The sequence below is a fragment of the Paractinoplanes pyxinae genome (assembly GCF_026626335.1).
GTDB classification, from domain to species: domain Bacteria; phylum Actinomycetota; class Actinomycetes; order Mycobacteriales; family Micromonosporaceae; genus Actinoplanes; species Actinoplanes pyxinae.
Genome location: NZ_JAPNTZ010000007.1, coordinates 213,556 through 232,643, shown reverse-complemented (window position 1 = coordinate 232,643; position 19,088 = coordinate 213,556). Strand labels below are relative to the sequence as shown.

Annotated in this window: 22 protein-coding genes; 13 read left to right on the top strand and 9 right to left on the bottom strand. The window is 70.7% G+C overall.

Going from position 1 to position 19,088, the window contains the following annotated elements; translation table 11 throughout:
* The 6 genes from OWR29_RS21040 to OWR29_RS21015 all read left to right on the top strand — a co-directional run bounded on the left by OWR29_RS21040 (window position 1) and on the right by OWR29_RS21015 (window position 5,379).
* On the top strand, window positions 1–930 hold the full coding sequence (locus tag OWR29_RS21040) for a F0F1 ATP synthase subunit gamma (RefSeq protein WP_267564723.1): 930 nt from the start codon (window positions 1–3) through the stop codon (window positions 928–930).
* The gene (atpD, locus tag OWR29_RS21035; RefSeq protein ID WP_267564721.1) at window positions 930–2,372 is read left to right on the top strand and encodes a F0F1 ATP synthase subunit beta; all 1,443 of its coding nucleotides are present in this window, start codon (window positions 930–932) and stop codon (window positions 2,370–2,372) included. The genes OWR29_RS21040 and atpD overlap by 1 nt, the downstream gene beginning before the upstream one ends.
* 156 nt (window positions 2,373–2,528) lie before the next feature.
* On the top strand, window positions 2,529–3,650 hold the full coding sequence (locus tag OWR29_RS21030; RefSeq protein WP_438872631.1) for an LCP family protein: 1,122 nt from the start codon (window positions 2,529–2,531) through the stop codon (window positions 3,648–3,650).
* Between the two features lie 93 nt (window positions 3,651–3,743).
* A complete protein-coding gene (locus OWR29_RS21025; RefSeq protein WP_203381246.1) occupies window positions 3,744–4,025 on the top strand; it encodes a F0F1 ATP synthase subunit epsilon in 282 nt (93 codons plus the stop codon).
* Between the two features lie 8 nt (window positions 4,026–4,033).
* Window positions 4,034–4,501, top strand: a complete 468-nt coding sequence (locus OWR29_RS21020) for a DUF2550 domain-containing protein (RefSeq protein ID WP_267564718.1) — start codon at window positions 4,034–4,036, stop codon at window positions 4,499–4,501.
* Between the two features lie 62 nt (window positions 4,502–4,563).
* Complete coding sequence (locus OWR29_RS21015; protein ID WP_267564716.1) at window positions 4,564–5,379, top strand: PhzF family phenazine biosynthesis protein; 816 nt, start codon at window positions 4,564–4,566, stop codon at window positions 5,377–5,379.
* Here the strand turns inward: OWR29_RS21015 and srmL are convergent.
* The 3 genes from srmL to OWR29_RS21000 all read right to left on the bottom strand — a co-directional run bounded on the left by srmL (window position 5,328) and on the right by OWR29_RS21000 (window position 7,516).
* Window positions 5,328–6,380, bottom strand: coding sequence for a PheS-related mystery ligase SrmL (gene srmL / locus OWR29_RS21010; protein ID WP_267564715.1), 1,053 nt, complete (start codon window positions 6,378–6,380; stop codon window positions 5,328–5,330). The genes OWR29_RS21015 and srmL overlap by 52 nt on opposite strands.
* Before the next feature lie 171 nt (window positions 6,381–6,551).
* Window positions 6,552–6,941 (bottom strand): VOC family protein, encoded by a 390-nt coding sequence (locus OWR29_RS21005; protein WP_267565103.1) that lies wholly within the window; start codon window positions 6,939–6,941, stop codon window positions 6,552–6,554.
* The gene (locus OWR29_RS21000) at window positions 6,941–7,516 is read right to left on the bottom strand and encodes a cob(I)yrinic acid a,c-diamide adenosyltransferase (protein WP_267564713.1); all 576 of its coding nucleotides are present in this window, start codon (window positions 7,514–7,516) and stop codon (window positions 6,941–6,943) included. The genes OWR29_RS21005 and OWR29_RS21000 overlap by 1 nt, the downstream gene beginning before the upstream one ends.
* A 96-nt stretch (window positions 7,517–7,612) precedes the next feature.
* Between OWR29_RS21000 and murA the strand changes: the two genes are divergently transcribed.
* Window positions 7,613–8,899 carry a UDP-N-acetylglucosamine 1-carboxyvinyltransferase gene (gene murA, locus OWR29_RS20995; protein ID WP_267565102.1) on the top strand — a complete coding sequence of 429 codons (1,287 nt, stop codon included), beginning with the start codon at window positions 7,613–7,615 and terminating at the stop codon, window positions 8,897–8,899.
* 1 nt (window position 8,900) lies between these two features.
* Here murA and OWR29_RS20990 read toward each other — a convergent pair whose 3' ends face one another.
* A complete protein-coding gene (locus tag OWR29_RS20990) occupies window positions 8,901–9,239 on the bottom strand; it encodes a hypothetical protein (protein WP_267564712.1) in 339 nt (112 codons plus the stop codon).
* Window positions 9,240–9,377: 138 nt separating this feature from the next.
* Here OWR29_RS20990 and OWR29_RS20985 point away from each other — a divergent pair, with 138 nt between their 5' ends.
* Window positions 9,378–10,226 carry a 3-hydroxyacyl-CoA dehydrogenase family protein gene (locus OWR29_RS20985; RefSeq protein WP_267564708.1) on the top strand — a complete coding sequence of 283 codons (849 nt, stop codon included), beginning with the start codon at window positions 9,378–9,380 and terminating at the stop codon, window positions 10,224–10,226.
* Window positions 10,227–10,246: 20 nt separating this feature from the next.
* A complete protein-coding gene (locus OWR29_RS20980; protein WP_267564706.1) occupies window positions 10,247–10,558 on the top strand; it encodes a hypothetical protein in 312 nt (103 codons plus the stop codon).
* Here OWR29_RS20980 and OWR29_RS20975 read toward each other — a convergent pair.
* From OWR29_RS20975 to OWR29_RS20965, 3 genes are all read right to left on the bottom strand, one after another.
* A complete protein-coding gene (locus tag OWR29_RS20975) occupies window positions 10,555–11,850 on the bottom strand; it encodes a hemolysin family protein (RefSeq protein ID WP_267564703.1) in 1,296 nt (431 codons plus the stop codon). The two genes, OWR29_RS20980 and OWR29_RS20975, sit on opposite strands and share 4 nt — an antisense overlap.
* A gap of 75 nt (window positions 11,851–11,925) precedes the next feature.
* A complete protein-coding gene (locus OWR29_RS20970; protein ID WP_267565101.1) occupies window positions 11,926–12,708 on the bottom strand; it encodes an ABC transporter permease in 783 nt (260 codons plus the stop codon).
* Window positions 12,708–13,547 carry an ABC transporter ATP-binding protein gene (locus OWR29_RS20965; protein ID WP_267564701.1) on the bottom strand — a complete coding sequence of 280 codons (840 nt, stop codon included), beginning with the start codon at window positions 13,545–13,547 and terminating at the stop codon, window positions 12,708–12,710. Before OWR29_RS20965 ends, OWR29_RS20970 begins: the two co-directional genes overlap by 1 nt.
* A 203-nt stretch (window positions 13,548–13,750) precedes the next feature.
* Between OWR29_RS20965 and OWR29_RS20960 the strand changes: the two genes are divergently transcribed.
* The 4 genes from OWR29_RS20960 (at window position 13,751) to OWR29_RS20945 (ending at window position 15,692) form a co-directional block, all read left to right on the top strand.
* The gene (locus tag OWR29_RS20960) at window positions 13,751–13,936 is read left to right on the top strand and encodes a hypothetical protein (RefSeq protein WP_267564700.1); all 186 of its coding nucleotides are present in this window, start codon (window positions 13,751–13,753) and stop codon (window positions 13,934–13,936) included.
* Complete coding sequence (locus tag OWR29_RS20955) at window positions 13,933–14,403, top strand: hypothetical protein (RefSeq protein ID WP_267564698.1); 471 nt, start codon at window positions 13,933–13,935, stop codon at window positions 14,401–14,403. The genes OWR29_RS20960 and OWR29_RS20955 overlap by 4 nt, the downstream gene beginning before the upstream one ends.
* A 163-nt stretch (window positions 14,404–14,566) precedes the next feature.
* Complete coding sequence (locus OWR29_RS20950) at window positions 14,567–15,415, top strand: hypothetical protein (protein WP_267564696.1); 849 nt, start codon at window positions 14,567–14,569, stop codon at window positions 15,413–15,415.
* A gap of 37 nt (window positions 15,416–15,452) precedes the next feature.
* Window positions 15,453–15,692: a hypothetical protein gene (locus OWR29_RS20945; protein WP_267564695.1), complete on the top strand. Its 240-nt coding sequence runs from the start codon at window positions 15,453–15,455 to the stop codon at window positions 15,690–15,692.
* Window positions 15,693–15,746: 54 nt separating this feature from the next.
* On the opposite strand, the gene OWR29_RS20940 is transcribed toward OWR29_RS20945, so the two are convergent.
* Both OWR29_RS20940 and OWR29_RS20935 read right to left on the bottom strand, forming a co-directional pair.
* Window positions 15,747–16,496, bottom strand: coding sequence for a hypothetical protein (locus OWR29_RS20940; RefSeq protein WP_267564694.1), 750 nt, complete (start codon window positions 16,494–16,496; stop codon window positions 15,747–15,749).
* Window positions 16,483–19,080: an FtsK/SpoIIIE domain-containing protein gene (locus tag OWR29_RS20935; protein ID WP_267564693.1), complete on the bottom strand. Its 2,598-nt coding sequence runs from the start codon at window positions 19,078–19,080 to the stop codon at window positions 16,483–16,485. The genes OWR29_RS20940 and OWR29_RS20935 overlap by 14 nt, the downstream gene beginning before the upstream one ends.
* Window positions 19,081–19,088: the final 8 nt, after the last annotated feature.

The following is a 19,088-nucleotide window of genomic DNA, read 5'->3' as shown; positions in this document are numbered from 1 at the left end:
ATGGCCGGTCAGGTACAGGCTCTCCGGCGGCGCATCCGCACCGTCAAGTCGACCAAGAAGATCGCGAAGGCGCAGGAGCTGGTGGCCACCAGCCGCATCGCCAAGGCGCAGGAGCGGGTGGCCGCCTCCAAGCCGTACTCCGAGGCGATCACCCAGGTCCTGACCGCCCTGGCGTCCAACGCGTCGATCGACAACCCCCTGCTGGTCCCGCGCGAGCGGGTCCGGCGGGCGGGTGTCCTGCTCGTCACCAGCGACCGCGGCCTGGCCGGCGCCTACAACGCCAACGCCATCCGCACCGCCGAGCAGCTGATCGAGCGGCTCAAGGCGGACGGCAAGGAGCCGGTTCTGTACGTCGTCGGCCGCAAGGGCGTCGGCTACTACCGATTCCGCAACCGGCCGATCGAGGCCAGCTGGACGGGTTTCTCCGAGCGGCCGTCGTTCTCCGACGCCAAGACGATCGGTGACGCCCTGCTGGAGGCGTTCGTCGCCGGCGCGGATGACACCGACGCGACCTACGGCCCGGACGGCATCCAGGGCGTCGACGAGCTGCACATCGTCAGCACGCAGTTCAAGTCGCTGATGACGCAGAGCGCCGAGGCGCACTTCCTGGCGCCGATGCAGGTCGAGGAGCGCGAGGTCGAGCCCGGGCTGCGCCCGGCCTACGAGTTCGAGCCGGACGCCGACGAGCTGCTGGACGCGCTGCTGCCGAAGTACCTCAACACGCGGATCTACGCGGCGTTGCTGGACTCGGCGGCCAGCGAGTCGGCATCCCGGCGGCGGGCGATGAAAAGCGCGTCGGACAACGCGGACGACCTGCTCAAGCGGTACACGCGCGAGATGAACTCCGCGCGGCAGGCCGCGATCACCCAGGAAATCAGTGAGATCGTTGGCGGCGTCGAGGCGCTGTCCTCGGCAGGAAGTGATACGTGATGACTGCTGTAGCTGAGCCCACCAAGGCGGAGACCGGTGTCGGCCGCGTCGTCCGGGTCATCGGCCCGGTCGTCGACGCCGAGTTCCCCCGCGACGCCATGCCCGACATCTTCAACGCGCTGCACGTGCAGGTGACCCTCTCCGAGGGCACCAAGACGCTGACGCTGGAGGTCGCCCAGCACCTGGGTGACAACATCGTCCGCGCCATCTCGATGCAGCCGACCGACGGTCTGATCCGTGGGGCCGAGGTCTCCGACACCGGCTCGCCGATCTCGGTGCCCGTCGGTGACGTGACCAAGGGCCACGTGTTCAACGCCCTCGGCGAGGTGCTCAACGCCGACGCGTCGACCCTGGACATCCAGGAGCGCTGGTCGATCCACCGCAAGCCCCCGGCGTTCGCCGACCTCGAGCCGAAGACCGAGATGCTGGAGACCGGCATCAAGGTGCTCGACCTGCTCGCGCCGTACGTGCGCGGTGGCAAGATCGGCCTGTTCGGCGGCGCGGGCGTGGGCAAGACGGTGCTCATCCAAGAGATGATCATCCGGGTTGCCCGCAACTTCGGTGGCACGTCGGTGTTCGCCGGCGTGGGTGAGCGCACCCGCGAGGGCAACGACCTCATCCTGGAGATGGAGGAGGGTGGCGTTCTCGACAAGACCGCCCTCGTCTTCGGCCAGATGGACGAGCCGCCGGGCACCCGCCTGCGGGTCGCCCTGTCCGCCCTGACCATGGCGGAGTACTTCCGGGACGTCCAGAACCAGGAGGTGCTGCTCTTCATCGACAACATCTTCCGGTTCACCCAGGCCGGCTCCGAGGTCTCCACCCTGCTCGGCCGCATGCCGTCGGCCGTGGGTTACCAGCCCACGCTGGCCGACGAGATGGGCGAGCTGCAGGAGCGGATCACCTCGGTCCGGGGCAAGGCCATCACCTCGCTCCAGGCGATCTACGTGCCCGCCGACGACTACACCGACCCGGCGCCGGCCACCACGTTCGCCCACCTGGACGCGACCACGAACCTCGAGCGGTCGATCTCCGACAAGGGCATCTACCCCGCCGTGGACCCGCTGGCCTCCAGCTCGCGGATCCTGGCGCCCGAGTTTGTCGGCGCCGAGCACTACGCGGTCGCCCGTGAGGTGCAGCGCATCCTGCAGAAGTACAAGGACCTGCAGGACATCATCGCCATCCTCGGCATGGACGAGCTCTCGGAAGAGGACAAGGTCACGGTGCAGCGGGCTCGCCGCATCGAGCGTTTCCTCTCCCAGAACACGTACGCCGCCGAGCAGTTCACCGGTGTCGCCGGCTCGACGGTCCCGCTGAAGGAGACCATCGAGGCGTTCAAGAAGATCAGCGAGGGCGAGTACGACAACTTCCCCGAGCAGGCCTTCTTCATGTGCGGTGGCCTCGAGGACCTCGAGCGCAACGCGCACGAGCTCATGAAGGGCTGACCTCAGCCTCAGCGTTACCGGAACCGCGCCGACCGTGATGGTCGGCGCGGTTTCGCGTTTACGGCCGTAACCATGTCCGATTTGTGGTGGTTGTAGCGCGCGGGGGTCGCCGGTGCTGGTTACTCTTGACCATCGGCCTGGATCGAAGGGGAGCACGTGGCGAAGTCTTCGAAGCGGACGCCCCTGTGGGCCCGTCTGTGCGCCATCTTCGGCTGCGTGCTCATGGTCGTGGCCGGCGGGGCCCTGGTGGCCCAGCAGGTGCTGGTGTCGCGCTACGCCGGCGCCATTGAGACGCAGGATCTGTTCGGCAATGCGGCCGCGGCCGGCGCCGAGCAGAAGGTGTCAGACATCAAGGGCCCGCTGAACATCCTGCTGGTCGGCATCGACCCGCGCACCGACGAGCAGACCCCGCTGTCCGACTCGATCATCGTGGCCCACATCCCGGCCGACATGAAGCAGGCGTACCTGTTCTCGATCCCGCGCGACCTGGTGGTCGACATCCCGCCGTTCGAGAAGACCGGCTTCAAGGGCGGCCGCTCCAAGATCAACGCGGCCATGGGCTACGGCAGCGCCGTCGGCAACGGCAAGCATGACGTCGTCCAAGGCTTCGACCTGCTGGCCAAGACGGTCGGCCAGCTCACCGGCATCCCCACCTTCGACGCCGGCGCGATCATCAACTTCAACGGCTTCAAGGCCATCGTCGAGGCCATGGGCGGCGTCACCATGACCATCGACCAGAACGTGAAGTCGGAACACCTGCAGCCCAACGGCAAGCCCCGCCCGCGCCTGTCCCGCTGCGCCGACAACTCGTGCGCGCACCCGTACTACGGCCCGCAGGCGGAATACAAGAAGGGCACCTATCACCTCGAGGCGTGGCAGGCCCTCGACTTCGTGCGGCAGCGCTACGGCCTGCCCCGGGGCGACTACGACCGTCAGCGGCACCAGCAGCAGTTCATCAAGGCGATGGCCAAGCAGGCGCTCAGCAAGAACGTGGTCACCAACCCGGCCAAGCTCGACAAGGTGCTCAAGGCGGCCGGCAAGGCGCTCATCTTCGACGGCAACGGCCACAGCGTGGTCGACTGGGCGTTCGCGATGAAGAACATCCGCTCCGACGACATGACACTGATCAAGCTGCCCGGCAGCTCGATCATCGACAACGGCAAGTACCGGGGCGAGGAACTGGACGCGACCGCGAAGCAGTTCTTCGCCTCCGTCCGGCAGGACACGGTGCGTGACTTCATCTTCCGCAACCCCGAATACATCAACACCAACAGCTGATCACTTGTGGTAGTCGCCACCCCCTACCACCGCGGCCGGGGGCGCCGTTTAGACTTCACCCAATAGTTGAAGCAGCCTGAACAGGGAGACAGCGTGGCCAACCAGCTGCCCGTCAAGGTCGTCGCCGTCGAGGAGCGTGTCTGGTCCGGCGAGGCCGAGATGCTCGTCGCGCGCACCACCGAGGGTGAGATCGGTGTGCTGCCGGGTCACTCGCCGCTCCTGGGCCTGCTCAAAGAGCCGTCTCAGGTGCGCGTCAAGCTCGCCGGCGGCGAGCAGCTCACCTACGACGTATCGGGCGGCTTCCTCTCGATCGACGCCGACGGCGTGACCGTCCTGGCCGAGAGCGCCACGCCCGCCACCCCCGAGTCCCACTGACTCCGGCGATGCGGATTCTGGAAGTCTTCGGAATCTGCGTCGTCGCGCTGCTCGCGCTTCTTTTCCTGGTCTTCTTCCGCCGCCGGCTGCTCATGGCCGGCGGCGGAACCATTCGCCTGCAGATCCGGGTCAGCACGCTCGTGCCGGGCCGGGGCTGGTCCACCGCGATCGGCCAGTTCGCCGGCGGCACGCTGCGGATCCACCGCATGTTCAGCTTCGCCTTCCGCCCCAAGCGCACGCTCGACCGCTCGTCGACCACTGTCGCGGGCCGCCGGCTGCCCGAGGGTCCTGAGCGGCTGACCATGCCCGGCCACTGGGTGATCCTTCGCCTGGCCACCACCCTCGACGAGATCGAGATCGCGATGGCCGAGTCCACGGTGACCGGCTTCCTCTCCTGGCTCGAGGCCGCGCCGCCCGGCCAGCCCGGCAGCGTCGCCCCGCGCCCGGCCATCCGCCCCGACCCGATAGAGCAGTAGTTCCGGCCGCCGACCCCGGATTGGCCCTCGCCGTGGCCGGCCGTCCCTTCTAGCGTCGAGCCATGCGCATCCGAATCGTCGACGCCTTCACCGACCGTCCCTTCGCGGGCAACCCGGCCGGGGTCGTGGTGCTCGACCAGCCCGAGTTTCCCGCCGACGAGTGGATGGCCCGGGTCGCGGCCGAGGTGAACCTGTCCGAGACGGCCTTCGTCCACCCGCTGCGGGACGCCGGGGCCGACTACGCGTTGCGCTGGTTCACTCCCGCCGTCGAGGTGGCCCTGTGCGGCCACGCCACGCTCGCGACCGCCCACGTGCTGGCCGTCGACGGCACCGTACGGTTCACGACCCGTAGCGGCGTGCTGAGCGCCACCGCGGGGGAGAAGGGCTGGTACACGCTCGACTTCCCGACCGCCCCGCTGGCTCCCGTAGCCCCGGATCCCGAACTGCTCGACGTGCTCGGGGCCACGCCCGTCTCGGTGCACCACACCGGCCCGAACACCGACGACCTGCTGCTGGAGCTGTACGACGAGGCCGCCGTCCGCGCGCTGACGCCCGACCTGCGCACGCTGGCCGGCTACGAGCAGCGCGGCGTCATCGTGACCGCCCGGGCCGACGACCCCGACGCCGGCTACGACTTCGTCTCCCGCTTCTTCGGCGCTGCGGCCGGAGTGGGCGAGGACCCGGTGACCGGCAGCGCCCACACCGCGCTGGCCCCGTTCTGGTCCGAGAAGCTGGGCGGCCGCACCGAAATGGTCGGCTACCAGGCCTCGGCCCGCGGCGGCCTGGTCCGGGTCTCGCTGCGCGGCGACCGCACCCTGCTCACGGGTCAGGCCGTGACCGTCATCGACGGCGAGCTCCTGGCCATCAGCCCCTCGTAGAGGCGGTCGCGCAGGGCGTTGACGCGTTGGCGGGGCAGCGCCCGGTGCAAGTCGCGCAGCACGACGCGGACCAGCACATTCACCTCGTCGTCGCGGATGCCCAGCCGTGCCCGGGAGGCCGCCGGCAGCACCTCCGGCGAGGTGATCGATTCGATCGTCACCTCCTCGACCAGGCGCGCATCCGGCCCGAGCAGCTCGCGCACCTGGTCGCCGAGGTCTTCGGCGGTCACCCCGGCCGGCAGTGCCACCGACAGGTCGCGCCGGGCGGCCGGTTGCGTCGAGACCGGGCGGTAGGGCGTCAGGTCGGCCATCTGGTCGCGCACCCGGCGATCGTCCGACCGCAGCAGCCGGATGTCGTCGATGTCTTTACGCAGCATGAGCAGCCGGTCCAGACCCAACCCCAGAGCCAGCCCGTCGCACAGATGCCGGGCCGCCACCCCGCACTCGCCGACCTCCACCCAGGCCTCGCCGGACCACGCTTCGATCTCGAGCCCGTCGGTGGTGTAAGTGTGACAGGCCGGATGCACCCGCCACGGCGTACCCGGAAGGGCGGCCGTCATCGCCACCGCCACCAGCTCGATCAGCTCGGCCGGTTCGCGGGTGACGCGCCAGAGGTCGAGCTGGTGCGGGGTGCCGGTGTGCAGCCGGTCGATGGAATCACGCCGATAGACGATGCCCGGGCAGGCGATCAGCGCCTCGCCGGCCGTCAGTTCCCGCAGCGCTCCCGGAATCAGCGCCGACGTCTGCGAGCGCAGCATCCGCCGCTCGTCGACGTAGCGCGTGTAGCGGCTGTCCCGGGCGGCCGCCTCCGCCGAGTACCCCAGCCGGTCGTAGTTGTCGGCCACGTCGACTATGCGCTCGCCCCGGTGCACGACCAGCTCGGCGTCCGGCCAGCGGGCGGTGGCCGCGTCGAGCACGGCTTGCACGATCGTCTGGATCGCGTGCGGGCCCTGAGCCGGGTCGGTGAGGTCGCGGACGGCGAGATCGGTGGCGAGAGACATCAGCTTCTCCTTCGACTGAAGAGCGAACGGGGAAGCCGGAAACGAGAACGGCCGCCCCGATGGGACGGCCGTGAACAAGAAAGCGCAGATCAGCCGGCCGCCGGGAGGGGCCGGGCAAAAGAGGCTGCGCGTGCGGTCATGCCTCGATGGTGACACCCGGGGCGACGTGCGTCATTCGGGTTTTCCGCTCTGCAGCTCGACCTCGAAGCCCCACGCGTCCTCGAGATAGGCGGCGTACGAGTCAGGACCGCCGGCGCGGGGGTGACGATCGGGGAAGAGCAGGGCCCAGCCGTGATCGGCCGACTCAGTGGTCAGGCGGTCCACCTCGGCCCGGCTGCCCGCGTTGAAGGCCAGGTGGTTCAGCCCCGGCGCGAGCCGGTCGTGCACGTCGCCCGACAGCGCCGGCGACTGCTCGAGCACCAGATAGACGCCCTCGCACAGCCAGGACCGGCCGCCCGGCCAGTCCTGGTACGGCTTCCAGCCCAGCTCACCCAGCAGCCAGCCCCACGGCCCGGCCGCGCCGGCCAGGTCCGGCACCCACAGCTCGACGTGGTGCAGCATCAGGCCGCGCCGCCGCCCGGCACCCACTTCACGTCGCCGCCCGGGTTGGCCGTGCGGGACAGGATGAACAGCAGGTCGGACAGGCGGTTCAGGTACTTCGCGGGCAGGTCGCTCGTCCGCTCGGGGTCGGCCCTCAGCAGCGTCCAGGTCGAGCGCTCGGCCCGGCGGGCCACCGTGCGGGCCACATGCAACAGCGCCGCCCCCGGGGTGCCACCCGGCAGGACGAAACTGTCGAGAGCGGGCAGCTTCTCGTTGAACTGGTCGCACCAGCCCTCGAGGCGGGTCACGTACTCGTCGGTGATCCGCAGGGGCGGGTAGGGCGGGTTCTCGGTCTCGGGGTTGCACAGGTCGGCCCCGACGTCGAAGAGATCGTTCTGGATGGCCGTCAGCACCTTCCGGACGTCCGGCGGCAGGTCACCGAGGGCGAGCGCCACTCCCAGCGCGGCGTTGCACTCGTCGGCGTCGGCGTACGCGACGATGCGCGGATCGGTCTTGTCGGCGACCTCGTTGTTGCCCAGGCGGGTCTGCCCGGCGTCGCCGGCTCGGGTGTAGATGCGGGTGAGGTGAACGGCCATCAGCCGAGCCTAACGGCATGTCCGGCCGGCCCTCGCCGGTCCGGGCGGTGATCGAACCGGACCCTACGGAGCGGGCGGGTGCGGCTGGCCCATACCATGGCCCGCGTGGATGTGATCAGGGTGAAGGGCGGCACGCCGCTGACCGGTGAGGTCACCGTGGGCGGGGCCAAGAACTCGGCGCTCAAGCTGATGGCGGTGGCCCTGCTGGCGCCCGGCCGCAGCGTCGTCGAGAACGTTCCGCGCATCACCGACATCGCGATCATGGCTGAGGTGCTGCGCCGGCTGGGCTGCCAGGTGACGCTCGAGGGCGGTCAGGCCACCATCGACGTGCCGGCCGAGCCGGGCAGCGAGGCCGACTACGACCTGGTGCGCCGCCTGCGGGCGTCCATCTGCGTACTCGGGCCGCTCCTCGCGCGTACGGGCTATGTCCGGGTCGCCCTGCCCGGTGGCGACATGATCGGCTCGCGTGGTCTCGACATGCACGTCTCGGGCCTGGCCCGGATGGGCGCGCAGATCTCGGGCGAGCACGGCTTCGTCATCGCCTCGGCCCCCAGCGGCCTGCGCGGCGGCAAGATCTGGCTGGACTTCCCGAGCGTCGGCGCCACCGAGAACCTGCTGATGGCGGCCGTGCTGGCCAAGGGCGTGACCGAGATCGACAACGCCGCCCGCGAGCCCGAGATCGTCGACATCTGCGAGATGCTGACGGCGATGGGCGCGCGGATCGACGGCGCCGGCACGTCGACGCTGACCATCGAGGGTGTCGACGGCCTGCAGCCGGTGCGGCACCGCACGATCGGCGACCGGATCGTGGGTGGCACCTGGGCCTTCGCCTCGGCGATGACCCGGGGCGACGTGGTGGTGAACGGCGTACGCCCCGAATTTCTCGATCTTGCCCTGGACAAGCTGGTCACGGCGGGTGCGACGGTCGAGCCGGGTGACAACCAGTTCCGCGTACGCATGTCCGGGCGGCCCAAGGCGGTCGACATCGTGACGCTGCCGTACCCCGGGTTCGCGACCGACCTGCTGCCCATGGCGCTCGGCCTGGCCTCGGTGGCCGAGGGCTCGTCGCTGGTGACCGAGAACATCTTCGACGGCCGCTTCATGTTCGTGAACGAGATGGTCCGCCTCGGCGCCGACATCCGCACCGACGGCCACCACGCGGTCGTCAACGGTCGCGAGCGGCTGTCCGGGGCGCCGGTGCGGGCGACCGACATCCGGGCCGGGGCCGGGCTGGTCATCGCAGGCCTGTGCGCCGAGGGCGTCACCGAGGTCGGCGAGGTGCACCACATCGACCGCGGCTACCCCGACTTCGTCAACGACCTGGCCAAGCTGGGCGTCGAGGTGGAACGGGCCGACGTTCCCGAGCCGACGTTCGACTTCTGATTCAGAGGGCCAGCCGCCGGGCTTCCTCGACCTGGTCGGCGAAGACCAGCACGACGGTGCGCCCTTCCCGGTCGTACGTGTGGGTGGCTCGGATCCCGGCGTCCCCCAGCCGGCGCCGGATCTCGTCGGCCACCTCCGCGTCCGCCGTGACCGCGGCCGGGCAGAGCAGGCCGTAGTCGGGCTCCCGCTCGTAGAAGATGGTCAAGCCGTCCGGGGCCGGGTCGGGCTCGCGGGCGGCCGTCCACTGCAGGCCCATGCGCCAGAAGAGCGCCCCGAGGAAGCCGACCAGGCCGACGGCGATCAACGGCCCGATGAGGTACCAGCCGTTCCCTGACGCCATGGGCACAGTCTCGCACCGGCGACGGGCGTTTTTACGGCGAATTGCCCCGATAGAGTGGCCACCCCTGGCCTGAGTTTCCGTTCAGTAACCCCGCTAGGGTGAGCTTGTTGTTTCCGGCGTCACAGAGGAGTGCGTTTCATGGCGGGTCGTTTGGCGGTCATCGGCTCCGGACTGATGGGTTCCGGCATCGCGCAGGTCTCGGCCCAGGCCGGGTGGCAGGTCACCATGCGCGACGTGGACGACGCGGCGACCGGCCGCGGCATGGCGGCGATCCGCGACTCGCTGAGCCGGTTCGCGGCCAAGGGCAAGATCACCGAGGAGGAAGCCGAGGCGACCCTCGCCCGGATCACTCCCACCACCGACCTCGAGGCGGCCGCCGACGCCGACGTGGTGGTCGAGGCCATCTACGAGAAGGTCGAGGCCAAGCACGAGGTCTTCCGCGCCCTCGACAAGATCTGCAAGGCCGACGCCGTGCTCGGCACCAACACCTCGGCCATCCCGATCACCCAGATCGCCACGGTGACCGCCCGGCCCGAGTCGGTCGTCGGCATCCACTTCTTCTCGCCGGTGCCGATGATGAAGCTGGTCGAACTGGTCCGCGGCTACCAGACCTCCGACGAGACGCTGGCCGCGGCCCGCGCGTACGCCGAAGAGGTGGGCAAGACCTGCGTCGAGGTCAAGCGGGACGTGGCCGGCTTCGTCTCCAACCGGCTCTTCTCGGCGATCCTGGTCGAGGCGGTCAAGCTGGTCGAGTCGGGCGTGGTCAGCCCGGCCGACCTCGACACGGTGATGAAGCTGGGCTTCGGGCACTCGATGGGCCCGCTGGCCACGGTCGACCTGACCGGCCTCGACGTCATGCTCAACGCGGCGAGCAACATCTACCGGGACACCGCGGACGAGAAGTTCTTCCCGCCCGAGCTGCTGCAGCGCATGGTTCAGGCCGGTGACCTGGGCCGCAAGAGCGGCAAGGGCTTCTACACGTACTGAGGTCGCGTAGCCTGCCTTATGTGAGCAAAACGGGCATGGACATGCAGTGGGCGCTGGCCGAGGCGAGCAAGGGCGCCCTGGCCGTCGCGCCGGGCTGGTTCCGGTCGTGGGGCACGACGGAGGACAGGTGGTCGGCCGTGAACATTCGGTCGGCCACCCAGGTCGTGGTCAACCACAGCCGTGAGGACGACCGGCACCCCAACAGCTGGACGGTGCGGGCGATCTTCGGCACCCACGCCGTCGAGCTGCACGTCGGCCCGTACGACACGATGGACCGGGCTGTGCTCGTCGCGCACGCCGTCCTCTCGGTCGCCTTCAAGGGCACCAGCTAGGAGTTCTGCTCCTGCTCCTCGCGGTCGCGCGTGGCCACCCGCAACCGCACTTTGGTGATCGCGCGCCCGGTGACCTCGACGACCTCGGCCGTGTGCCCGTCGATCTCGACCACCTCGCCCGCCTCGGTCGGGATGTGCCCCAGGTGGGCCAGCACCAGGCCGGCCACCGTGGTGTAGTCGCCCTCGTCCAGCCGCTCGACGTCGACCCCGATGTCGGGCAGGTCGTGGATCGGGAACGTGCCGGGCAGCAGCATCGCGCCGTCGGGCTCGCGGACTATCGACTGCACGTCCCGGTCGGTCTCGTCGTAGATCTCGCCCACGACCTCTTCGACCAGGTCTTCCATGGTCACGATGCCGTCGATGGCGCCGCGCTCGTCGACCACCAGGGCCAGCTGCTGCCGCTGGACGCGCATCTGGCGCATCGCGTCGGACACCTTCAGCGTCTCGGGCAGGAACAGCGGGGCGTACATGTGACCGCGTACCGGACCGTCGGCGTCCACCAGGTCGCGCAGGTGCACGATGCCGAGCACGTCGTCCAGGCCCATCGGCCCGGTGACCGGCGCCCGCGAGTGGCCGCCGGCGATCAGCTGCTGCAGTGCCTCGTGCGAGGGTGCCTCCGCCGAGACGACCAGAACGTCCCTTCGCGGTACGAGGATCTCGCGCAGGATGCGGTCGGCGATCTCGAAGGCGCCGCTGATGATCGTGCGCTGCTCAGGGGTGAACTCTTGCTGCTGGGTGACCAGGTCGCGGATCTCCTCCGTGGTCACCTCTTCCCGTCCGCCCTCGGGGTCGTTGCCGGTGATCCGGACTATCATGTCGGTCGACTTGCCGAGAAGCCAGACCGCCGGGCGGGACAGCGTGGCCAGCATGTCGAGCGGCCGGGCCACGACCAGCGCCCACCCCTCGGCCCGCTGCATGGCGATGCGCTTGGGGGCCAGCTCGCCCACGACCAGCGTGAAGAAGGTCAGCACGATGGTGACCAGCACGATCGCCACCGGGTTGGCGGCGTCGCCGAGGAAGCCGAGCGGGCCGGTCAGCGGCTTGGCCAGCGAGACCGCGGCCGAGGCGGAAGCCAGGAAGCCGGCCAGCGTGATGCCGATCTGGATGGTGGCCAGGAACCGGTTCGGGTCGCGGGCCAGCTTGGCCAGCGTGCGCCCGGTGCGCGACTGCCGCTCGAGCCGCTGCAACTGGCTGTCCCGCAGCGAGATCAGGGCCATCTCGCTGCCCGAGAAGGCCGCGTTGAGCAGCACCAGGACGATCACGAGGACGATCTGCCAGCCATATCCGCCCATGGCGGCGACCAACTCCTTTGTTGTGACGAATCAGCCCGGTTTACCCGCCGGTGCCCTCGGTCAAGCCTGTCAGACTCAGCCGTCGCGTTTGGTCGTCCACTTGAACGTCGTCAGACAGAGGAGCAGCGCGACCACGCACCACACGCCCAGCACGATCGCCACCCGGGGCAGGTCGAACGAGCCGCCGGGCTCCTGCGCGCCGAACGACTCCGGCAGGAACACCGAGCGTAGACCCTGGCACAGCCACTTGAGCGGGAAGAACCCGGCCACGGTCTGCATCCAGCCGGGCAGGCTGGTGAAGACGAAGAACACGCCGGAGATGAACTGAAGCACCAGCGCGACCGGGGTGACCACGGCGGGCGCGCTGCGGCCGGTGCGGGCGACCGACGAGAAGGCCACCCCGCACAGCGTGCAGGCGGTGATGCCGAGCACCGACACCCACAGGAAGGTCAGCCACTTGTCGCCGGTGCTGGGCAGCTCGAGCCCGAAGAACAGGGTGGCCACGGTGAGCAGGATCACCGTCTCGAGCACGGCGATGAAGCCGACCATGATCACCTTGCCCGCGAAGTAGACCCACCGGGGCATCGGGGTGCCGAGGAAACGCTTGAGCACGCCGCGGTCACGCTCGGCCGGGATCTGGATGGCCAGCGACTGGAAACCGGCCGTCATCAGACCCGTCCCGATCATGCCGGTGACGAAGTACTGCGTGAAGCCGACCCCCGCGCCGATGTCCCCCTTGAAGATCGACCCGAAGACGGTGATCAGGATGGCCGGGAAGGCGAGCGTGAACACGACCTGCTCCCGGCTGCGCAGGAACTGCTTGGCCTCCAGGAGCCCCTGGTGGTAGCCGAGGCTGATCACGGCGCGACTCCGATCATCTCGAGGTAGACGTCCTCCAGGGTCGGGCGGGTCACGGTCAACGCCGGCACCTCGCCGTCGAACTGCCGGGCCAGCTCGCTCACGAACTGCGTCGGTGTGGCAGTCCGCTCGCTTTCCAAGACCCCTTCCCGCGTACGCCAGGAGACCGTGGCACGGGCCGACTCGCGATCACCCAGTTGGGCCGGAGTGTCGACAGCGATGAGACGGCCCCGCGCGATCACCCCCACCCGGTCGGCCAGCGCCTCGGCCTCTTCCAGATAGTGGGTGGTCAGCACGATCGTGGTGCCGCCGGTCTGCAGGTCGCGGATGAGCTGCCAGAACTCCCGGCGCGCCTCAGGGTCGAAGCCGGTCGTGGGCTCGTCGAGGAACAGCAGCTCAGGCCGTCCCACGATCCCGAGCGCCACGTCCAGGCGCCGCTTCTGTCCACCGGAGAGCGTGTGCGTACGGGCCTTGGCCTTGTCCTTCAGCCCGACCCGCTCGATCACGGCCACCGGGTCGTCCGGCCGCGAGTAGTAGCGGGCGAAATGCCGGACGACCTCACCCACGGTCAACTCGTCGAACTCCCCGGTCCCCTGCAGGACGATGCCCACCCGATCCCGCGGCGGGTGCGTGGCGGGGTCGGCCCCGAGCACGCTGACCTCGCCCGAGTCCCGCTTCCGGAACCCCTCGAGGATCTCCACAGTGGTCGTCTTGCCCGCCCCGTTCGGCCCGAGCAGAGCGAACACCTCACCCCGCCCCACCTCGAGATCCACCCCGTCGACGGCGGGGCTCCCCGCATAGGTCTTCCGCAGCCCACGCACGCGGATAGCCGGCTCCATGCCATGACCGTAAGGGGCGGGCCCGCATTCCGCCGTCCCGCGCGGGCGACCCTTTACCGGAAAGCGGCGAGCCGGGTCTACCTTCGAACCAAGACACGACACCCGGCGGCAACCGGGTGCCGTAGCTGAAGGCAATTCCCCTGGTTTTGTATCGCGCTGGGCTGTGGGGGCTGCTTCGCTATGGCACTCGAAAGGTGGCCGTCGTGTTCCTGCTACTAGAGAAAATGGGCCCGGCACTGGGCTGGGTCGCCGCCGTCGCACTCGGCGCCTTCGTCCTCTACGTCGGGCTGACCCTCGCCGTCACGCTGTTCCACCCCCGAGCCGAGGTGCGCCGGCACGCGGCCGGCATCCTGCGCCAGCTGCTCACCTTCCTGCGGAACGCCCGATGATCCGCCAGCGCCCCGCCCCGGTCGTGACGCCCGAGGAGCTGCGCCGCCGCCTGATCGCGGAGCGCACGATCGAGGCCCTGGCCGCGCTGCGACGCCAGGGCGTGCGCCTGGGCCGCCCGCGCCGCTGCCCCGACGACGTCCTCGTACGAGTGGTGACGGCCCGAGCCGCCGGCGCCCGCCTGACCGAGATATGCGCCCACCTCAACGCCGACGGAGTCCAAACCCCGGCCGGCGGCACCCGCTGGTACCCGTCGCACCTGTCCCGCCTCCTACGCACCCAGGACGCCCGCCGCCTCCTCGGCTTGGCTCTCACTCCGGCCTCCAGCTACGCACCCGTAGGTGGTCAACCATCCGGACGGTGCGCACAGGCGGACGGCGTGACCTCCGTCAGCATCCGGCCACAGGCGCTCAGGGCGGCACCGGGACGGCTCGAGCCGGCGACGGCGCCGACGTCACCGCCACGGTGACGGTGACCCCGGGTCAGGTGCTCGCGGTTCTGGTCGGTGGCCGAGGCGGCAACCGGGACGGCTGCGGTGCACTCAATTGCGGCGAATTGAAAGCGGGCAAAAGCATCGGCGGCGGCACCAGCACCTTCGCGGGCGCCCGGACCGGGCGTGGCACCCGCGGAGCATGGTGGCCGGTGGTGGCGGCGGATCATCCGTCAAGGGCGGTGGCGTCGAGGCGGGACGTGGCCGAGGCGGCGACCCGTCCAGCCCGATCGGAGGCGGTGGCGGCGGAGGTGACAGCGGCGGCGGCAGTCCGGGTGGCGGTGGTGCGGGAGCCAGCCACGTCATCGACCCGGTCGACGAGCCGGTGTACGCGTCGAACGATGGCGACGGTCAGCTGAGTATCACGGCGGCACCGGGCTCGGGACCAGCGCCCACCCCGATACCGACCACGTCGGCGCCGCCCGGTCCGGTCACGCTGACCCTTCGGACGGTAGGTGCCCTGCGCGTCGCCTCCATCTGGAAGGTCGAAGGGAACTTCAGTGCGCCGCTGCGGTCCTACGCTTGGCTTCGCTGTACCGCGCTCGACGCCACCAATCGCACCCCCATCGCCGGAGCGGCGGGCGCGACGTATCGCACCCGGCCGGCCGACCTGGCCCGATTCGTCGCGGTCGACGTGGTCGACGCGAACGGGAACAAGGGCCGGTCCGAGCCCCGGCACGTGCTGGAGAACGTCTGCGAGGTTCCGATCGAGTTCAACGACGGCAGTTACTGCCGGACCCGGAGCCGGGCCGCCACGGCGATCAAGCCTCGTCCCGGTTGGGGCTGTCTGCGGATCAACATGTACATCGCAGCCAAGCGGATCGACCTGCTCGGATTCGGCAACGACCGGGGCGCTTCCCCCCGGCCGACGCGGCCAAGAGCAAAAGGTTCCATCTGGGTCGACCTCGAGACCGGCCGAGTCGACGTGGCGGCGAGCCACACCGGCACCGTGGCCGCTCTGTTCAACGCGTACCCAGCAACGTCACCGTGAACCCGGACTCCGGGGTCGCCGATGCTCTCGTGGGTGCGTGCGCAACAACCCGCTGGGCGCCACCAGCTTGGACAAGTCCTGCCAGGACAAGGTGTACGAGCGGTTCCGCAAGCCGAACTCGGCGGGCCTCTGCTTCCCGAGCCGCGACACGTCAGGGAACTTCCGCGTGCGCTATCACTTCACCACCGCGGCCGACAACGGGCAAGGCTTCCCTGGACCGGCTCACCGGCGTGGTCGCGCAGATCGACAACCGCTGCACCGCTCCGATCGGGCGTGACCCGTACGAGGACGTGATGCGCAGCTTCAAACCGTGGGAGCCGAGGTCTCGCTTTCAGCGGGTTGAGGCGAAGGCCAGCGACATCAATGTGGCGGCGATCATGCCGCCGAGCAGGGTCAGGCCGATGCCGCCGATGTCGACGCGGGCCTGCAGGCGGCGGTGGGCGAAGAACGCGGCCACGGGGACTCCGGCCGAAGGCGCCACCAGGAAGGCGAGCCAGCCCGCGAGGCGGATCACCGAGCCGCCCGGGACGCCGGTGCTGCCGAACGAGACCAGGCCCGAACCGACCAGGCCGGCCAGTGCGGCCACCACCGCGCCCAGCAAAGGCAGCAGCGGCAGCGACCAGCGGGGCAGGGATCGGCGGCCGGCCGGGCGGATCGTCTGGTCGATGCGTTCGGCCGCCTTGTCGAGCAGGGCCCGGGGGGATTGGCGGGTGGGTGGCCGGTCCAGGGACTCGGGTGCGCTGGTCAGGGCCGCGCGGGGCAGCAGGTCCACGGGGACCGGCTCGGGGAGGTCGCCCAGGGTTCGTACGCGCAAGCCCCGCGCTCGGCGTAGCTGGTCCCACAGGTGGGCGGCTTCGCGGTCCACGTCGAGCACCTGCGCGGCGGCGGCGCCGGCCCACTGGTCGGCCGACAGGGCGTCGCCCTCGGCTCGGGCCAGTTCGCCGCCGGCCTGGGCCGAGCTTTCCTGGTACGACTGTTCGGCGTTGCCGAGGGCGGCGTCGCGGCGGCGGGTGGCCTCGGCCAGGGCGCTGACCATCAGCTGGTAGTCGCGGCCGATCGGCTGGCGGTCACGTGTGGTCACTGTTCACCTCGTACGGGACGATGACTTCCGGGGTTCGGTGCACCGAGCGGTCGAAGAACAGCGCCCGCCGGGTGCGCGGATACCAGGCCGGCCCGCCGGGCTGGGGATAGAGCGGGGCCAGGTCGGCCCCCTGCACGTCGAGCGCCACCCAGGCGCCGATCGGGTCGAGGCGGGCGCCCACGCCGCCCAGGGAGTCGCGCAAGCGGTTCACCGACCGCCACCAGCCCAGTACGTGCGTACGGCGCTCGGGCCCGTCGGCCAGCAGTTGCCGGAGCGAGACGTCGGCGGTGGCGTCCAAGGCGTAGCCGATCACGTAGTGCGGGACAGCGCTCTCGGTGAGCTCGGGCGGCCCGTCGCACCAGTCGGCCGACGGCAGCTCGGCCATCAGCCGCGCGGCCGGCCGGGACGCGTCCTGGTCCAGGCAGACGATGCTGAAGTGCGCCGGACCCTGCGCGGCCAGCGACAACGCAGCCGCCGCGAGTACGTCGCAAGCCTCGTCGGTGCGGGTGCCGAGCACGGCCAGGTTGCGCCCAGGCATGCGGCCCAGCCGCAGCCGAGCCGGCCGGGCGGCCACGTCGATCCGCTCGCCCAGCACCGCGCCCGGCGACGAGCCGACCGGCGACTCGGCGCTGGGCACCGGGCCGGACGGGCGGCACGACTCGGGCAGCAACGGCACGGCGTCGCCGTCGAACAGGCGGGGCTCCTCGCAGCCGTCCGGGCGGTCGCGCCACAGGCGGCGTTGCAGGCTGCGCCAGACCAGCCGGTCCCCGGCGTCGGGCAGCCGCACGATCTGGTTGGCTCCCGACGTACCGGACTGGGTGTTGACCACCGCGTGGAAGCGAGGGATCACGGCGGCGGCCAGATTGTCGTCGGCCAGGATGCGGCGGGCCTTGGGCAGGGCGATGCGCAGCGTGAACTGTCCGATCAGGCCGGAGCGGCCCCAGAGCGCCTCGATGCCGGAGACGTCCTGCGAGGCCAGGATCAGGTGGATTCCCTGCGAGCGGCCGCGGCGGGCCAGATCCTCGAGCAGGGTGACCGCCTCGTCGGCCACGGCGTCCCGGCCCGAGAGCAGCACCTGGAACTCGTCGATCACCGCGACGATCCGCGGCCAGTGCCCGTTGGGGTCCTCGGCCCGCAGCTCGGCCAGTTTGGACGCGTCCACCCGCTTGGCCGCCTGGGCCCGGGTCCGCAGCTCCTCGCTCAGGTGCCGCAGCATGGCCAGGCCGAACTCGCGGTCGCCGTTGACGTTGATGCCGGCCAGGCGCACCTGGGGCAGCCAGCCCGGGTCGCGCGGGCCGGGCACGAACCGCGCGAACGACACGCCTTCCTTGAAGTCGAGCAGGTAGAGGGCCAGTTCCTCGGGCCCGTAGCGGGTGGCCAACCCGGCCAGCCAGGCGTAGATCAGGTTGGTCTTGCCCGATCCGGACGGCCCGCCGATCAGCGCGTGCGGCGGGTCGTCGCCCAGCGGCACCTCGATGAGCGTGCCGTCGGTGCTGTCGCCGATCGGCGCCACCAGCCCGTGCGCCGACGACTCGGCCCAGAACTCGCGCGGCTCGAGATCGGCCAGCCGGGCCGGTGGCGGTCCGGCCCGCAGGCGTTCGGCGGCGGCCCGGCAGAACGAGGTCACCCGCTCGGCCGGGGGTGGCGGGTCGAGGCGGATCTCCAGGTCGCCGGTGAGATCGCAGGTGGCGGTCTGGTCGCGCACGGTCAGGCGGCGCACGCTGGGGTGTTCGGTCAGTTCCAGACCGCGTACGACGAGATGGACCCCGCAAGCGACGCCGGTGCGCACGATCCGGTCGAGCTGGGCCCGTTGCCCGTTGGTCAGCTCGCCGACGGTGGCCGAGTCGGCCAGCAGCACGATCACCCGCCACGGCTCGGCCCGCGGACCGGTGGTGGCCGCGGTCAGATCGGCCAGCGACTGGTGCTCGCCGGCCAGCACCGTCTCGTTGACCCGGCAGATGTGCTCGACCAGCTCGTCCAGCGTCGTGCCCAGGCTGCCCGGCCCGACGAACGAGACGCCGAGCGGGGCGAACGAGGCCAGCGTGCCGCCCAGGTACTCGGGGTCGTAGATGGTGAGCTGCACGTCGCCCGGGCGGGTGGTGCCGAGCGCGCGCAGCAGCAGCCCGGTGATCACCGCGTCCGTCTCGTCGGCCGGCCCGGCGAGGTTGAGGTGGGCCGCGTCCAGGAACGGGATCAGCGCGGGCAGGGCCGCGGTGTCGTCCACGGTCAGCGTGCCGATGCGGAGCAGGCCGGGACGGGCGCCGGGCTCGGGCTCGGTCGGCGACCACATGCGCCAGGGCAGCCCGGCCGCACCGCTCGCACTCAGCGCGGCCAGGTGCCGCACGTTCCCGGCCAGCCGCGACGACTCGAACTGAAAGCGGCGCTGGATGTCCCGGCGGGCGGCGTCGCGGGCCTCGGCGAGCTGGTTGAGGCAGGTCGCGTACGCCTCCCGGACCAGCCGACGGCGGTTCTGAGCCTCGCCGCGGGCCGACTCCGCCTCGGCCAGCACCGCCCGGGCCGCTCCGCGCGCCTCGGCCAACTCTCGCCGGACGGCCGCGACCAGCTCATTGCGGTGGCTAGGCACCCGTTCCC

What these genes read in the sequence shown, in the direction of transcription:
- OWR29_RS21040 (WP_267564723.1), top strand. Translation starts at nt 1, where the DNA reads ATGGCCGGTCAGGTACAGGCTCTCCGGCGGCGCATCCGCACCGTCAAG.
- atpD (WP_267564721.1), top strand. Translation starts at nt 930, where the DNA reads ATGACTGCTGTAGCTGAGCCCACCAAGGCGGAGACCGGTGTCGGCCGC.
- OWR29_RS21020 (WP_267564718.1), top strand. Translation starts at nt 4,034, where the DNA reads ATGCGGATTCTGGAAGTCTTCGGAATCTGCGTCGTCGCGCTGCTCGCG.
- OWR29_RS21015 (WP_267564716.1), top strand. Translation starts at nt 4,564, where the DNA reads ATGCGCATCCGAATCGTCGACGCCTTCACCGACCGTCCCTTCGCGGGC.
- srmL (WP_267564715.1), bottom strand. Translation starts at nt 6,380, where the DNA reads ATGTCTCTCGCCACCGATCTCGCCGTCCGCGACCTCACCGACCCGGCT.
- OWR29_RS21005 (WP_267565103.1), bottom strand. Translation starts at nt 6,941, where the DNA reads ATGCTGCACCACGTCGAGCTGTGGGTGCCGGACCTGGCCGGCGCGGCC.
- OWR29_RS21000 (WP_267564713.1), bottom strand. Translation starts at nt 7,516, where the DNA reads ATGGCCGTTCACCTCACCCGCATCTACACCCGAGCCGGCGACGCCGGG.
- murA (WP_267565102.1), top strand. Translation starts at nt 7,613, where the DNA reads ATGGCCCGCGTGGATGTGATCAGGGTGAAGGGCGGCACGCCGCTGACC.
- OWR29_RS20990 (WP_267564712.1), bottom strand. Translation starts at nt 9,239, where the DNA reads ATGGCGTCAGGGAACGGCTGGTACCTCATCGGGCCGTTGATCGCCGTC.
- OWR29_RS20985 (WP_267564708.1), top strand. Translation starts at nt 9,378, where the DNA reads ATGGCGGGTCGTTTGGCGGTCATCGGCTCCGGACTGATGGGTTCCGGC.
- OWR29_RS20975 (WP_267564703.1), bottom strand. Translation starts at nt 11,850, where the DNA reads ATGGGCGGATATGGCTGGCAGATCGTCCTCGTGATCGTCCTGGTGCTG.
- OWR29_RS20965 (WP_267564701.1), bottom strand. Translation starts at nt 13,547, where the DNA reads ATGGAGCCGGCTATCCGCGTGCGTGGGCTGCGGAAGACCTATGCGGGG.
- OWR29_RS20955 (WP_267564698.1), top strand. Translation starts at nt 13,933, where the DNA reads ATGATCCGCCAGCGCCCCGCCCCGGTCGTGACGCCCGAGGAGCTGCGC.
- OWR29_RS20950 (WP_267564696.1), top strand. Translation starts at nt 14,567, where the DNA reads ATGGTGGCCGGTGGTGGCGGCGGATCATCCGTCAAGGGCGGTGGCGTC.